General features: G+C 70.6%; 10 protein-coding genes. 1 reads left to right on the forward strand and 9 read right to left on the reverse strand.

All coding sequences use genetic code 11. The annotated features are described in order from the left end of the window. Positions 1–227: 227 nt before the first annotated feature. The 9 genes from pstB to AB0N06_RS00385 form a co-directional block, all read right to left on the reverse strand. The gene (gene pstB / locus AB0N06_RS00345; RefSeq protein WP_366132536.1) at positions 228–1,052 is read right to left on the reverse strand and encodes a phosphate ABC transporter ATP-binding protein PstB; all 825 of its coding nucleotides are present in this window, start codon (positions 1,050–1,052) and stop codon (positions 228–230) included. 11 nt (positions 1,053–1,063) lie between these two features. Beyond that, on the reverse strand, positions 1,064–1,984 hold the full coding sequence (locus AB0N06_RS00350) for a sortase (RefSeq protein ID WP_366132537.1): 921 nt from the start codon (positions 1,982–1,984) through the stop codon (positions 1,064–1,066). A gap of 72 nt (positions 1,985–2,056) precedes the next feature. Further along, positions 2,057–4,042: an Ig-like domain repeat protein gene (locus AB0N06_RS00355; RefSeq protein ID WP_366132538.1), complete on the reverse strand. Its 1,986-nt coding sequence runs from the start codon at positions 4,040–4,042 to the stop codon at positions 2,057–2,059. Between the two features lie 130 nt (positions 4,043–4,172). Then, the gene (locus tag AB0N06_RS00360) at positions 4,173–6,779 is read right to left on the reverse strand and encodes a hypothetical protein (protein WP_366132539.1); all 2,607 of its coding nucleotides are present in this window, start codon (positions 6,777–6,779) and stop codon (positions 4,173–4,175) included. Then, on the reverse strand, positions 6,776–8,437 hold the full coding sequence (locus tag AB0N06_RS00365; RefSeq protein WP_366132540.1) for a phosphate ABC transporter substrate-binding protein PstS: 1,662 nt from the start codon (positions 8,435–8,437) through the stop codon (positions 6,776–6,778). The genes AB0N06_RS00360 and AB0N06_RS00365 overlap by 4 nt, the downstream gene beginning before the upstream one ends. Continuing rightward, positions 8,437–9,690 carry a phosphate ABC transporter permease PstA gene (pstA, locus tag AB0N06_RS00370; RefSeq protein ID WP_366132541.1) on the reverse strand — a complete coding sequence of 418 codons (1,254 nt, stop codon included), beginning with the start codon at positions 9,688–9,690 and terminating at the stop codon, positions 8,437–8,439. Before pstA ends, AB0N06_RS00365 begins: the two co-directional genes overlap by 1 nt. Position 9,691: 1 nt before the next feature. Continuing rightward, positions 9,692–10,717: a phosphate ABC transporter permease subunit PstC gene (gene pstC / locus AB0N06_RS00375; RefSeq protein WP_366132542.1), complete on the reverse strand. Its 1,026-nt coding sequence runs from the start codon at positions 10,715–10,717 to the stop codon at positions 9,692–9,694. Between the two features lie 230 nt (positions 10,718–10,947). Further along, on the reverse strand, positions 10,948–11,898 hold the full coding sequence (locus AB0N06_RS00380) for an NAD-dependent epimerase/dehydratase family protein (protein ID WP_366132543.1): 951 nt from the start codon (positions 11,896–11,898) through the stop codon (positions 10,948–10,950). After that, positions 11,895–12,881 (reverse strand): ScbA/BarX family gamma-butyrolactone biosynthesis protein, encoded by a 987-nt coding sequence (locus AB0N06_RS00385; RefSeq protein ID WP_366132544.1) that lies wholly within the window; start codon positions 12,879–12,881, stop codon positions 11,895–11,897. Before AB0N06_RS00385 ends, AB0N06_RS00380 begins: the two co-directional genes overlap by 4 nt. A 133-nt stretch (positions 12,882–13,014) precedes the next feature. Between AB0N06_RS00385 and AB0N06_RS00390 the strand changes: the two genes are divergently transcribed. After that, the gene (locus AB0N06_RS00390; protein WP_366132545.1) at positions 13,015–13,656 is read left to right on the forward strand and encodes a ScbR family autoregulator-binding transcription factor; all 642 of its coding nucleotides are present in this window, start codon (positions 13,015–13,017) and stop codon (positions 13,654–13,656) included. The last annotated feature ends 14 nt before the right edge of the window (positions 13,657–13,670 follow it).

Below are 13,670 nucleotides of genomic sequence, written 5' to 3' on the forward strand. Positions count from 1 at the left end.
TCTTGCTGGTCATGGCACGGTAGCGAGGGCCGTGTAGCGAACGCGTAAGCGCCGGACCCTCCCCAGGTCACGGCGGGGAGGGTCCGGCGCTGTCCGGCTGTCACCGGGATTCTGCGGGTAGTCCTGTCGAACGCGTGTCGACGCTTCCCCGGCGGCTCAGCCCTCTGGCGACAGGTGAGAGAAGAGGCTGGACTCCCCGGAGATGATCGACCGCCGAAGGCCGCACCTCACCCGAAGCGGCCCGCGACGTAGTCGGCGGTGCGCTGGTCGGTGGGACTGCCGAAGATCTGCTCCGTGGGGCCGTGCTCGACGATCCGGCCGGGCGTGCCCTGCTCGGCGAGGAAGAAGGCGCACTGCGCGGAGACGCGGGCCGCCTGCTGCATGTTGTGCGTGACGATGACGATGGTCACCTCGCCCGCCAGCTCCGTGATCGTCTCCTCGACCCGCCGCGTGGAGGTGGGGTCCAAGGCGGAGCAGGGCTCGTCCATGAGCAGCACGCGCGGCCGGACCGCGAGCGAGCGGGCGATGCACAGCCGCTGCTGCTGGCCTCCGGACAGGGCGCCGCCGGGCTTGCGCAGCCGGTCGCGGACCTCCTTCCACAGGCCCGCGCGGGTCAGGCACTCCTCGACCAGCTCGTCCTTCGTACGGCGCGTGGCGCGGACGCCGGTGAGCTTCAGCCCGGCGACGACGTTGTCGTAGATGCTCATCGCGGGGAAGGGATTCGGCTTCTGGAAGACCATGCCGATCCGGCGGCGGGCGTCGGTGAGGCGACGGCCGGGCGCGTAGACGTCCTCGCCCTCGAAGAGCACCTCGCCGGACATGGCGGCGGCCGGGATCAGCTCATGCATCCGGTTGAGGGTGCGCAGGAAGGTCGACTTGCCGCAGCCGGACGGGCCGATGAGGGCGGTGACCTCCCCGGCGGGCATCGTCAGTGAGACCCGCTCCAGCACCTTGTGGCTGCCGAACCAGGCGGAGACGGCGCGGGCCTCCAGCGCGGCCGGGTTCGCTCCGGTGACGGCGGTGGGGTCGGGAAGTACGACGGTATCGGTCATGGCGGTTTCCTCTAGAGCAGGTTGGGGAGCAGCTGGGTGACCTGGGCGGCGACCTGGAGCCCCAGGACGGCCATCACGGGGACGAAGACGACCCAGGTCTGGTGGCGGCCCCAGCGGTACCAGGCCCACACGGCGGCGATCGAGACGAGCGCGAGGCCCTGAAGCCACATCACCAGCGGCCAGGGCACGCCGGAGCCGGCGGCCATCGGCTGCTCGGACTCGGGCAAGGTGCCGGGCTGGATGGTGGCGGCCGGGGTCTCAGCGGTGGCGGACACCTGCTCGGCGTCGACGCGCAGGATGCCGGCCGGGAGGTAGGCCGGACCGGTGGCGGTCACCAGGACGAGGCGGCCCTTGCCCGCGGCGACGGGCGCGGGCGCCGGGTCCCCGGCCCTGCGGACGTCCATGACGCGGTAGGAGACCTTGCCCTGGCCGGTGGTGACCGTGAAGGCAGCGCCGCTCTTCAGCTCCGACAGCCGTCCGAAGGGACCGCCGTAGGCAGCGGCGCGGCCGAGCAGAACGCTCGTGCCGGCCTGGCCGGGCATCGGGGTGTCGCGGCGGTGGCCGGGGCCGTCGGTGAGCACATGGGAGTCGGTGCCCTCCATGACGACCTCGCGCACCTGCAGGGACGGGATGCTGAGGAGGGCGACCGGAGTGCCGGGGGCGAGCAGCCTGCCCTGCGGGTCCGTCTGGGCGACGGGCGCGGTGCCGAGCGCGAGATTCGCGCGCAGCTCGTCGAACGCTCCCTGCTGGGCTGCACGGTGCTGCAGATGGCTGACGACCAGCAGCTGCGTGGTCAGTCCCAGCAGTACCGCGGCAAGCGTGAGCAGGGCGCCCCGGGCAAGGTGCTGAGCGGTGGGTATCCGGGTGCGGGACGGCGTTACGATGGCGCCCCGGTCACGGATACGGGGCGGGTTCGGTGCGACGACCGTCACGGCGGCCTGCCTCCTACGGATGGGGTCGGGGTGCCGGGGAGGCCGCGGTGTGCGGCCTCCCCGGCAGATGGATCAGGTGGACTTGATGGTGAAGTTCGCGCCGTTCTTGGTGTTCACCTTCGAGGAGCCCTGGTAGTGCGCGTGCAGGGTGTGCTTGCCCGTCTTCAGCTTCGGCAGGGTGATGGTCACCTTGCCGCCGCTCAGGGTGCCCGTGGCGAGGACCTTGGTGCCCTCGACGATCTGCACCTTGCCGCCCGGGGTGGTGCCCGTGGCGGTGACCTTCACGGTGACCTTGGCCTGCTTGGTGTGGCTCACCGAGGTGGGCGCGCTGGTGGTCACCGAGGCCGTGGCCTTGGTGACCGTCAGCTTGACGGTCACGGAGGAGGAGGAGAGCTTGCTGTTGCCGCCGTACGACACCGTGAGGGTGTGCGTGCCGACCGACAGGTGGTTGGACACCGGGACGGTGACCTTGCCGTGGCTGTCGAGCGTGCCCGTGCCGCGGGTGGTGCTGCCTTCCTTCACCGTGACCGTGCCGCTCGGCGTGACCGAGTTGCTGCCGGTGACGGTGACGGCGAGCTTCGGGGTGCGGCCGTACGCGGTGGTGGCGACCGTGGCAGCGGTCTTGCTGGCGTACTTGACCGAACCGGTCCAGGAGGCCGCCTTGCCCGCACCGTTGAGGTTGTTGGCGGTGACCGTGGCGGAGTAGCTGCCGGCGGTCAGGCCGCTCGCGGTGTACGAGGTGGTGCCCGCGACCAGGTCCTTGTTCGCCACGACCGAGCCGCCTGGACCGGTGATGACCACGCGGTAGTCGGTGACAGCCAGGCCGGTGCTGGCCGGAGCGGTCCAGCTGAGCTTCAGGCTCCCGCTGCCGGGGGTGGCCTTGAGCACCGGGGTGCCGGGCAGGTTCTTGGAGACACCGCCGTCCTCGAGACCGCCGAACTTGGCGTGCTTGGCCGGATTGATCGAGCCGTTGTAGGGCTCGTTCATGAAGCCGAAGTCGTCGATGACGTCCTCGGCCGTGTCCGAGGCCAGCGCCGCGACGTGGCTGCCGTTGGTGACGAAGATGTCGTACAGCGCCTTGTCGAAGAAGGCGCTGCTCGGGTCGATCGCCCGGGACGGCACGACGTTGTAGACGTCGCGGCCGAAGGTCGCATCGTCGTAGTAGTCGCCGACCGGGGCCAACTTGCCGTCGACCTTCGTCACCGGGGAAGTGGGCACGGCGCCCCCGGGCAGCTGGACGTTGGCCAGGAATGCGCCGGCGGCGACCGCGGTGGAGCTGTGGTCCGGGGCGACGCCGTTGTTCTGGGCGATCCAGCTCGCGACGGAGAAGGGCACCAGGGCGCCCTCGGCCGTGAGGGCGTCGTCGGCCTGGTTCTCCTGGACGGTGGAGACCCAGGCGACGTCGTTGTCGTTCAGCCCGATGGCGGACAGGAAGAACTTCCGGGTGCCGGATCCGTTCTGCGGGATGTACGGCTTGACGGTCAGGCCGTTCAGCGTCTTCAGCGTGCCGTTGTAGATGTCGTGCAGCTGGTCGACGGTCAGGTTCTGCAGTTCGGAGCCCCGGGCGGCCACGCCGACCGCGTCGCGGGCCATCGGGATGTAGGTGAGGGCGTTGCCGCTCGCGCTCGGGCCGCCCGAGGAACGGGCGAAGTCCACCTGGCCGGTGATGCCGACGCCGTCGCTGTTCGGGAACTTGCTGCCGGTCAATGACATGCTCAGCGCGATGCGGCCGTTGCCGGAGCCGTTGGGGCGCAGGAAGGACGGCCCGCCCGAGCGGGTGGTGATCTTGGACGTGGTGGAGCCGGTGCCGGGCTCGATCGCGTCGTACGAGGCGAGGCCGGCGCCGCCGGCGGTCACGGCCGTGTCGGCGTAGCTCTTGGCGTTGACGGTGTCGCCCGCCAGCGCGTTGAGCACGTCCTGGGTGGTGTCGGAGCCGACGCCGACGAGCTTGCGGAAGGCTCGGGCATCGGGATCGGCCTGGGCCGGGCTCGCGAGAGCCAGACCGCCGGCCATGACGGCGGACACGAGGGCCACGGCCGTAAGGCGCACAGAGCGCATGAAAGGTCTCCTGCTCATGAACGTGAAACCGGTGGATGCAAGGGATCTGGCAAGGTGGTGCCAACCGTCCGCCCCGACTGCCTTTCGGGGCGGACGGCCGTCTGTGGGGGCGGCTGAGCCGCCGGGCGGGTCACAGTCCGACGCGGCGTCGCAGTCGGCCGAACCGGTCCCGCAGGACTGCCGGCTCCGGCAGCACCGTCAGCGTGCGGCCGCCGGGCAGCGGCACGCGCAGCGGCAGCCTCGCGCCGCCCGCGAAGGGCGCGCCCAGACCGGCGGCGGCGCCGAGCGCCGCGCCGATCGGGACGGCGTAACGCAGCGCGTTGGACGGGTCGGCGGGGGTGGTTCCGCTCGCCGTGACCCGGACGGCGTCGCCGCCGTCGTAGGACGGGGAACCGCTGGGCACCGGACTCGCCCCGGTGGGCGTCGCGTCGGAGCCGGCGCCGCCGGTCGGCCCGGCGTCCGTGCCGCCCGAAGGGCCGGAGCCGCCGCTGCCGTCGGACCCCTTGTCGTCGCGGCCGGAGGCGCGGGGCTTCCAGGAGGCCAGCTCGGCCGCGGCCTTGACGGCCTCTGCGCGCAGGTTGGACGGCAACGGGGCGTAGCCGGGCGGCAGTTCGCCGGGGCCGGTGCCGCTGGTCTGGCCGGAGCCGGCGGCGAATGTCAGCAGCGTCGCGTAGTCCTTGCGGGCGTCGGCCTTGAGCGCGGCAGGGCGTACGGCGGCGTGGACCAGCTGGGCGAGCGGGTAGGCGTTCTTGGCCTTGGCCGTGGCCGGGTCGATCTCCTGGACGGAATCGCCCGACGCGCTCGCGGCGGCCGCGACGAGGGTCTTGTCGGCCGGCGCGGTGAACTTTCCCGCGGCGTTGAGCAGCCGCGCGGTCTGCAGTCCGTACCGGGCCGCGGAGGCGGCGTCGGTGATGGTCAGCACAAAGCGGGACCCGACGGTCTGCGGGCCGGGGCTCTTGAAGGCCGGCGGGCTCGCGAGCGCGTCCCAGGAGGACTTCCACAGCGTGTCCGCGCGGCGGGTGTGCAGGGCTCCGGCGTGCATGTCCTCCACGTACGGGTGGAAGTCGGTCATGCACTGCTTCTGCGTGGCGCCCGTCCCCGGCGGGATCGTGCACCAGCGGTCGCTCTTGGGGAAGTCGTCGCGCGCCGGATCGAAGGCGCCGTCGGTGTTCAGGTCGGCGTTCGTGCTGTAGTACGGGTTGACCGTCATGCCCCAGTCGTCGGGGATGCCGGCCAGGAAGCGCCGGGCGTCCTTGTCGGCGGTGACCCACTTCCACACCGCACGCGCGGAGTCGGAGTGACCGAGCGCGGTGATGAGGTCGGTATCGGTGGCGGGGGTCTCGGAGACCGACAGCTCGGCGAACTCCGGGTTGTACGCGAGGAACTCGGGGTCGGTGACCAGACCCGCCGGGTTCTTCTTCGCCCACTCGTAGTGCTTGGCGGCGGTGAGGCTGGACGTACCGTCGGAGAACGTGGTGACCACCGCCGCCCACGGGGAGTTGCGGTAGGACTCGGTGAGCAGCTTGGCGACCAGCCGCGGGGTGAGGTCGATGGACTCCACCTTGGTGCCGGAGAGGTTGCGCACCGAGTCCGGGGCACCTGCCCTGGCGCGGCGTTCGATCGTGAAGCCGATGACCACGCCGGACAGCGCGACGGGCGCGTACGTCACGTCGTTGGCGGTGTCCAGGGCGCGGGTGGTGAAGGCAAGACCGCTCTTGCCCTCGCGGGCGAGGCGGGCGCGCGCGTCGGGCTCGCCGAGCTGGGTGTAGCCGTAGACGGTGCCGCTGGGGCAGAGCGCGGCCTGCCAGCTGGTCATGGCGTCGGCGGCCAGTTCGCTGCCACTGGTGGCTCGCTCGTCGGAGCCGAGCGGGCAGGTGGCGCCGACCTTGTTGAAGCCGAGCTTGATGGCGACGCGGTTCTTCCAGTTGGTGGAGGAGACCGGCGAGCCCGCATTGACCTGGGTGCGGTCGGCGTACGGCTTGCCGTCGAGGTCGAGGTGCCCCTGGGGCACGATGACCAGCCAGCAGGAGCGCGGCGTGGTGCGGCCGTTCTTGGTGACGGGGGTGCCGCAGCCCAAGTGGGGGGCTTCAAAGGCGGTCTGGACCTCGAAGAACTCCTTGCCGGTGCCGTCGGCACTGGTGCGGGCGAAGTCGACTTCGTTGGTGGTGTTGCGGTTGTACAGGGCGTTGTTCTGCAGACCGCTGGTGATCAGCGTCCCGTCGACCGACTTGAAGGGCACCTCGCCCTGACCGAAGACGCCACCGGCACCGTAACGGTCGTCCTGCCCGTAGTTGGACGGGTCGGCGCTGTAGATGACATCGCGGGTGTCGTCGCTGTTGTTCCCCGGCCAGCTGCTGCGGTCGGTGGTCGGCGAGGCACCGTACTGGCACTGGGTGCGCGGCGGGCCGGGGTTGCCGGGGACGGTGCCGTCGTCGTCGCCCCAGCACTGCATGATCTGGACGAAGTCGGTGTTGAACTGGGTGCCGGCAAAGGTGGTCGGGCTGCCGCCGCGCCAGGACACGGTGACGGCCTGACTGGTGAGGTCCTCGGTCTGGCTGACCGTGAACTCCATGTCCTGGAACTCGCCGCGTCCGGGGACGGTGACGGCCGAGCTCTTCGGGTCCGCCGCGGCCGCGGGCTGCGCGGCCTGGGCCACGACGCCGCCGAGGAGCGCGCCGATCGCCGATCCGGCGGCGACGCGCAGAAGGAGGCGCTTGATACGGCTCCGCGTGCTCATCGTGATCTCCTTCGCAGCGCCTGCGAGACGGCGGCGGGCAGCAGCACGAGCCCGAGCAGGGTCACCACGGCCAGCAGCATCAGCGTCTGGGCACCGCCCCAGCCGCTCCCGGCGGCCACGGTGACCGGCTGGGCGAGGGCGATGGTGCCGGTGGCACCGCCGGAGGCACCGGCACCGGCCGAGGTCCCGCCTTTCGGGGCGACGGCCTGCCCGGTGTCGGGGTCCACGGAAGGACTGCCGGACGTACCACCGGACGCGGTCGTGCCGCCGGAGTTCGCACCCCCCGTGGCGGCGCTGCCGCCGGACGAGCCGCCGGACGAGCCGCCGTTGCCCTTCGCACCGCCGCTGCCGGTGGTGCAGGGTGGGGCGCCCTTCTTGTCACAGGCCTTGGGGTACGGGGCGGTCTCGGCGAGGCGGTTGCGGCCGTCCTGACTGAAGGTGGGGTTGTTGCAGCCCTTGATGTTGATGGTCTGCGTCTTCACGCCCGGGATGCGGCGGATCTGGTCGAAGCCCGCCCGCACCAGGTTGATCGGCAGCGGCGAGTAGCCCAGCTCGGGTGCCTGCCGCTGGCCCTGGCACATGAAGTAGTACGAGAAGGCGCCCAGGGTCTTGCCCTTGGCCTCGGTGAAGGTGCCCTGCTCCTTGAGCGGCAGGATCATGTACGAGTAGCTGGACAGCGGGTAGTTGCGCCGGTCGGTGTCGTTGTAGACGCCGTCGAGCTGCTGGGTGAGGTAGTCGGTGGACTGCTTGTCGGTATTGATCCTCGCCTTGAGCAGCGACACGGCGACGTTCTGCGCGGTCGGCTCGGTGTAGTAACCGGCGTGGTTGAGGACCTTGGCCACCGGGAAGCCGGCGTTGAGGGCGTACGAGTAGTTGACGTACCCGATCGCGCCCTCGCCGTAGTTCTGCGCGACGTAGCCCGCCACGCCCAGGTCGCCGGACTGGGCGATCATGCCGGAGACGCTCGGGAAGTACGAGGTCTGGCCGCACGCCCCGGAGCGGCCGACCCGCCCGCAGTAGGCCTGCCACAGCGACTTGTGCTGGTTGGCCATCCACAACGTGAACTGGGCGGTGGAGCCGGAGCCGTCGGAGCGCACGACGGGGATGACTTTGCGGTGCGGCAGCCGGATCCCGGGGTTGTCGGCGGCGATCGCCTTGTCGTCCCAGTAGCTGATGGCACGGGTGAAGATCTTGGTGACGACGTCACCGGAGAGCCGCAGGTTGTTGACCCGCTTGCCGTTGATCGTGAGGTGGTACATGAAGACCGTGCCGCCCGCGACGATCGGCATGTACGCGTACGTACCGGCGCCCGGTCGCTCGGCGGCGGAGCCGTCGGTGGGGTGGGTCTGGAACGGGATGTCGGAGACGGCGAAGTCGACCTGGCCGTTGAGGAACTGCCGGCGTCCGTCGGAGCTTCCGGTGCCGGAGTAGCTGATCCGCATGCCGTACTGGGTCACGCCGCGGCGCCACTCGTCCACCGCGTTCTCGGCCCATGTGGAGCCGGCGCCGGCGATCGGGGTGTAGCCGGAGTCGGCGGTGGCGGGCTGCGCGGCGGGCAGGACCACGCCGGACAGCACGCCCAGCAGCGCGGCCAGCGCGCTCAGGACGCGCCATCGGGCCCGGACGGCCGCATACCGTCGAGTGAAGGGGATGCGCATCAGTCGTTGTCTCCAGGGGCGGCGGCGGGGGCACCGCCGAGCACGGACAGGGCGGGGGCGTGCAGTTCGGCAAAGCGCTCCACGTCGCGGCGGGAGGCCCGCTCGGCGCGGCGCGCCTGGCGCTTGGTGTGGTGACCCGGGCCGCGGCCGCCGAGCAGCCGGGCGATCGTGAAGAGCACCAGGACCAGGGCCATCAGCACGGCGGCGGCGCCGAAACCGCGGGCGATCATGGTGGGTTCCGGGGACTTGACGAAGTTGAAGACGGCCAGCGGCAGGGAGACCATCGGGCCCTGCAGCGGGTCGGCGTTGAGGGCCGCGGTGAAGCCGGCCGTGAGCAGCACCGGCGAGGTCTCGCCGACGCCGCGGGCGGTGCCGAGGATGACGGCGGTGGCCAGGCCCGAGCGGGCGGTGGGCAGGATGACGTGCCACACGGTGCGCCAGCGCGGCGCGCCGAGCGCCTCCGAGGCCTCGGTCAGCGTGCCGGGGACCAGCCGCAGGACGACGTCGGACGCGCGGATCACGATCGGCAGCATCATCACGCTGATCGCGAAGCCCGCCGCGAGGCCCGACTTCTCCATGCCGAGGCCGAGGATCCAGGTCGCGTACACCATCAGGCCGGCCACGATCGACGGGAGCGCCGTCATGGCCTCGACGATGGTACGGACGAAGCGCGAGAAGCGCCCCGGGATCTGGTTGAGGTAGACCGCGCAGGCCAGGCCGAGGGGGACGGTGATGGCCAGCGCGATGCTGATCATGATCAGGGTGCCGAGCATGGCGTGCGCGATGCCGCCTGCGGTCAGCGGGTCCAGGGGACCCGCCGCCTGCATGTCGTGGGTGAAGAAGTTGCCGTGCGGCAGAGCCTGCCGGCCGCGCCACAGGGTGAAGCCCACGACGAGGGCGAGCGCGGAGAACAGGACCGCGGCCGCCGACCACAGCACGACCGTCATCACCCGGTCGCGGACAGCCGGTCCGTCGTCCTCCAGGCCGGTCAGCATCGCGTAGGAGGCCAGGAAGCACAGGTACGCGGTCACGGTGAAGCCCAGCGAGCCCGAGAGCGGCGCCAGTTCACCGAACAGCAGGATCGCGACACAGAGCCCGGAGGCGGCGGCGCCGGTGACGGCGAGAACGCCGCCCCGGGTGACACCGCCGATCCGGCGAGGCCGGTCGGGCGGCTCGGGCACGTCAGCGGTGCCCGGGGTGTCGGGGACGACGTCCTCGACGACGTGCGCGGGGGTCTCTTCGACGACGGTCATGTCATGCCTCGCTCTGCGAGCCGGAACGGGAGCGGGCCACGATGGATGAGGCGGTGAAGTTGACCACCAGCGTGAGCAGGAACAGCGCCAGGCCCGCCGCCATCAGCGCCGACATGCCGAACTCGGAGGCGTCGCCGTAGTGCAGGGCGATCAGCGCGGAGACCGAGTTGGCGCCGGTCTGCAGGATGTGCGGCTGGATCGTGAAGACCGGCGAGATGATCAGGTAGACCGCGATGGTCTCGCCCAGCGCCCGGCCGAGCCCCAGCATCGTGCCGCCGATCACGCCGCCGCGTCCGTACGGCAGGACGACGGTCCGGATCACGCCCCAGCGGGTCGCCCCGAGCGCGTACGCACCCTCCCGCTCGCCCACGGGGGCCTGGGAGAAGACCTCGCGCATCACGGAGCACTGGATCGGTGCCACCATCAACGCGACCACGAGCCCGGCGATGAAGGAGGAGGCGGTGTAGACGCTGCTGGAGGCAAGCGGATCGCCCGGCTGCGCGCCGTCCACGTGCAGGAACGGGATCCAGCCGAGCCAGTCGGACAGCCAGCGCGACACTCCGACGACGTGTCCCTGCAGGAAGAACAGGCCCCACAGGCCGTAGACCACGGACGGGACGGCGGCCATCAGGTCGACCATCGCGATCAGGGTGCGGCGCAGCCTGCGCGGCGCGATGTCGGAGATGAAGAGCGCGGTCCCGAGCGCGAGCGGCAGTGAGAAGGTGACGGCGACGGCGGCGATGAGCAGGTTGCCGATGAGGACCGCGGCGATGCCGAAGTTGTGGACGTCGGGCTGCCATTGGGCGGTGGTGAGGAAGGACAGGCCGGTCACCTTGAGCGCCGATCCGGCTCTCAGCAGCAGGAAGATGCCGACTGCGGCCATGATGGCGAGCACGATCGTGCCGGCGCCCGTGAGTTGGAGCCGGAAGATCCGGTCACCGGCGCCGCGGGCCGCGTCCTTCGGGCGTGGCGGGGCGCTCTCCGGCTCCGGTCTGGCCGGTTCCAGACCCGCCTCTGCGGTCGACATGCGGCCCTCCCTCGATCACGCCCGTGGCAGGCGTGGGTTCGGGGAGATTCAATGGCTGGATCATGTCAACACCGACGTTCACACATGATGAAAGCGTGAACAGTGCGCGTACTTATGGTGGTTGATCTGTGTAGGTTACAAAGAGTCGGACCGTGCGAAGGGTTGTTCCTCAAGGCGCCCCGGGAACGACACCGTCGGACGCGCCGCACATCATCGACGGGTCCGGCACGTCATGCCTGCCCGCCGGGCATCAGAACGCTTCTGTACCAGTCGGCATGGAGCGGGAAGTCCGCCTTGAAGCCGCCACCGGGATCGCAGTCGAGGAGCTCCCAGACCCGGTCATCGGAGAACCAGTGGTCCACGGTGAGCAAGTGGAGGGCATGCAGGAGACGCGGTGACGCGGCGAGCCGCGCCCGGGCCTCGTCCAGCGCGATGTCCGCGGCGGCCCACTCCAGTCCGAGCGCGGCGGAGACCGTCGCGACGAGATCGGAACAGACCACCGGGTCAGGGTGGTTGACGTGGTGGACACCGGCGGTCTCCCGGGGCGAGAGCGCCGCGGCCAGCAGAGCCCGGCCCAGCACCCGCACATCGATCATGGAGTGCCGGGCGGCGCACCCGGCCAGACCGGACGACAGTTCCCGGACCAGCGCGGCCAGACCGGGGATCACCCAGCGGTCCCCCTCGCCGTGGACGAGGTGGGGGCGCAGCACGGTCCCGCCCGCGGCCAGCACATGGCTCTCCGCGGCGGCACGCGTGACGCTGGTGGGCGAGACCGGGGCGAGCGGTGCACGGCCGGGTGCCACATTCGTGAACGGCCCGCGTCCGTACACGGCTGCCGTGCTCAGATAGACGATGCGCGCGACGCCTGCGCGTTCCGCCTCTTCCACCAGTGCCCGGGTCCCGAGGTCGTTCACGGACCGGATCGTTCGTTCGTCCCCGTTGATCTGCGAGGCGCAGTGAATCACCGCGTCGACCCCGTCGCAGACGCCGCGCAACGACGTGGTGGCGGCGAGGTCCCCGGGCACGGTTTCGATGCCGGAGCCTGCGCCGGACGCGGGGACGTCCACGGGCGCCCTGTGTTCCATCAGACGCAGCCGGACGCCGGGGACGGCATCCGCGGCCGCCACCACGTGCCTGCCGACGAAACCGCTCGCCCCGGTGATGAGGATGTGCGTGGTCACAACCGGTCGCCCCCATGTGTGTGAGTGAGTGCGCTGGTGAATACCGGCTCGCCGTCCTGTTGTCCGCGTACCCGCACCACGGTGCGGTCACTGTCGTCGGAGGGCATCAACTCGGCCTCCACCCAGCACGGGCTGTCGAGTTCGGCATATTTATGGAAGGCGATCTCCACCGAGGTCGGGAGAAACGCGTGCCCCGGAGCGACGGCGACGGCTGCCTGGCGAGCCGCCTCCAGCAGCACGATGCCCGGAACATGGTCGTTCGGGCGCCTGAACAGGGTCGGGTGGGTGGTGTCCAGCCGCAACCGCCAGCGGTTCGGCTGAGGTGTCGGCGTCAGTACGACGTCCGACTCCGCCGTCCGGCCCACCTCGTACGGATCCGCACCGGGCGACAGCTGTACGGGACGGCCCATCTTGTCCAGACTGTCCTGGCGGAGGCGGCGGTAGGCCCGCGCCGATGTGCAGCTGATCCGTCCCGAGCTGGTCGCCAGTACGGTGCCGCCGCGGCGGAAACGCAGGTCGACCCGCATACCGGCGATACTCTTGCCCCGCTTCCGCACATCCGAGCAGGTCAGATCGATCAGGACCTTTCCGGACGCGATCTCCAGGGCAAAACCCGGAACGACGGTGTCGTACGCCAGGTCCCACATCACGAACTGGTCGTCGACCGGAACTCCCATCTCCGCGTGGGCCAGCATCATCGTCGCCTGCCGCATGGTCTCGGCTATCAGCAGGGGATCCTGGTGGTGACCCGATGCGGCGGCGAAGAAGTGGTGCGGGCGCGGCCATTGGGCCGATACGGAGAACTCCGTATCGCTCAGCCTGCACCAGGCGGTGGGAAAGATGTCCCTGGGGTCGGACCGGTGAACGAGTTCATGCGAGACATCAGTTCTCCAGCCTCTCTGCGGCGGGATCACCGGCCCGTGGAGACCGGATGGTTCGGTCTCGGTGAGGGTGACAGTGTCGGGCACATCGACGTGAACCATGGAAATACCCCCAACTCATCCGTGGGGGAGGGCCTCGCTCCCCCACGGTAAGATACCGACGGCCCTGGTTCTTCCACAGTCCGGCTGGCGTAGGCGGGATCCCGTCGCCACGAGAGGCAGGAACGCACAGCTGATGGCCCAACAAGCTCGAGCGATCCAGACCCGGCAGTCGATCCTGCTGGCCGCCGCCACCGTCTTCGACGAGCGCGGCTATGGAAGCGCCACCATCAGCGAAATTCTCACACGGGCCGGCGTGACCAAAGGGGCCCTCTACTTCCACTTCGCCTCGAAGGAGGAGCTGGCCCTCGGAGTGATGGAGGCGCAGCTGGACGTCGGTTCGCTGCCGACGCAGTTGACGAAGCTCCAGGAGCTGGTCGACCAGGGTCTGGTGCTGGCCCATCGGCTCCGCCACGAGCCGCTGGTGCGCGCGAGCGTCGGGCTGGCGATGGAGCAGGGCGGCGGCGAACTGGACCGCGGCCTGCCGTTCCACTCCTGGATTGCCCGGCTCGAAACCCTCCTGATCGAGGCGAAGCAGCAGGGCGAGGTCCTGCCCCACGTCAACTCCGCGGAGGCCGCCCAGCTCCTGGCCGGCGCCTTCTCCGGCATCCAGGCGATGTCCCACGTCCTGTGTGAACGCAAGGACGTGGAGCAACGGATCTCGATGCTGCTGCGCTACGTACTGCCGAGCATCGCACTGCCGGCCGTGCTCGCCGTGCTGGAGATCACCGAGACCCGAGCCGAACAGCTGCTGGCCACGGTCACGGACCACCGTTGATCCGGCCGCACCGT

Origin of the sequence: Streptomyces sp. NPDC051020, assembly GCF_040683105.1 — a bacterium.
In the GTDB taxonomy this organism is placed as follows: Bacteria; Actinomycetota; Actinomycetes; order Streptomycetales; family Streptomycetaceae; genus Streptomyces.

What these genes read in the sequence shown, in the direction of transcription:
- pstC (WP_366132542.1), bottom strand. Translation starts at nt 10,717, where the DNA reads ATGTCGACCGCAGAGGCGGGTCTGGAACCGGCCAGACCGGAGCCGGAG.
- pstA (WP_366132541.1), bottom strand. Translation starts at nt 9,690, where the DNA reads ATGACCGTCGTCGAAGAGACCCCCGCGCACGTCGTCGAGGACGTCGTC.
- AB0N06_RS00385 (WP_366132544.1), bottom strand. Translation starts at nt 12,881, where the DNA reads ATGGTTCACGTCGATGTGCCCGACACTGTCACCCTCACCGAGACCGAA.
- AB0N06_RS00390 (WP_366132545.1), top strand. Translation starts at nt 13,015, where the DNA reads ATGGCCCAACAAGCTCGAGCGATCCAGACCCGGCAGTCGATCCTGCTG.
- pstB (WP_366132536.1), bottom strand. Translation starts at nt 1,052, where the DNA reads ATGACCGATACCGTCGTACTTCCCGACCCCACCGCCGTCACCGGAGCG.
- AB0N06_RS00360 (WP_366132539.1), bottom strand. Translation starts at nt 6,779, where the DNA reads ATGAGCACGCGGAGCCGTATCAAGCGCCTCCTTCTGCGCGTCGCCGCC.
- AB0N06_RS00355 (WP_366132538.1), bottom strand. Translation starts at nt 4,042, where the DNA reads ATGCGCTCTGTGCGCCTTACGGCCGTGGCCCTCGTGTCCGCCGTCATG.
- AB0N06_RS00365 (WP_366132540.1), bottom strand. Translation starts at nt 8,437, where the DNA reads ATGCGCATCCCCTTCACTCGACGGTATGCGGCCGTCCGGGCCCGATGG.